We start from the raw sequence: 538 nt of genomic DNA, 5'->3' as shown, positions 1-538 counted from the left end.
GCGGTGCGGCAGGCGGTCCGCGCGGCGGGTGCGGAGCTGGACTTCGTCAACGGCGGCGGCACCGGCTCGCTGGCCGAGACGGCGGCCGAGGGCGTGGTGACCGAGCTCGGCGCCGGCTCCGGCCTGCTGGCCCCCGCGAGCTTCGACGGCTTCCACGGCCTGGGCCTGCGCCCGGCGGCGTCCTACGTTCGCCCCGTGGTGCGCCGGCCCGCGCCGGACGTGGTCACGGTGGCCGGCGGCGGCTGGATCGCCTCGGGCGCCCCGGGCGCGGACCGGTGGCCCACGGTGGCCTGGCCCGAGGGGCTGCGGCTCACGCGGCAGGAGGGCGCCGGCGAGGTGCAGACGCCGCTGCACGGGCCGGGCGCCGCGCGCCTCGCCCTCGGCGACCCGGTGTTCTTCCGCCATGCCAAGGGCGGCGAGCCGGCCGAGCACCTGGACGCCGTCGCCGTGTACAGCGCGCAGGCCGACGCGATCGTGGACCTCTGGCCCACGTACCGGGGCGAGGGGAGGATGTTCACGTGACCGCCTCGCCCTCCCC

At 79.2% G+C, this 538-nt stretch carries 1 pseudogene; it reads left to right on the top strand.

Annotated features, from left to right (window positions below):
• Positions 1–522, top strand: a pseudogene (locus NWP10_RS12280) (amino acid deaminase/aldolase); the annotation flags it as partial.
• Positions 523–538 lie beyond the last annotated feature (16 nt).

Origin of the sequence: Micrococcus sp. HG099 (assembly GCF_024723355.1) — a bacterium.
GTDB lineage: Bacteria > Actinomycetota > Actinomycetes > Actinomycetales > Micrococcaceae > Micrococcus > Micrococcus endophyticus.
The sequence above is the reverse complement of the archived record's forward strand: the minus strand, read 5'-3'. Positions and strand labels throughout refer to the sequence as shown.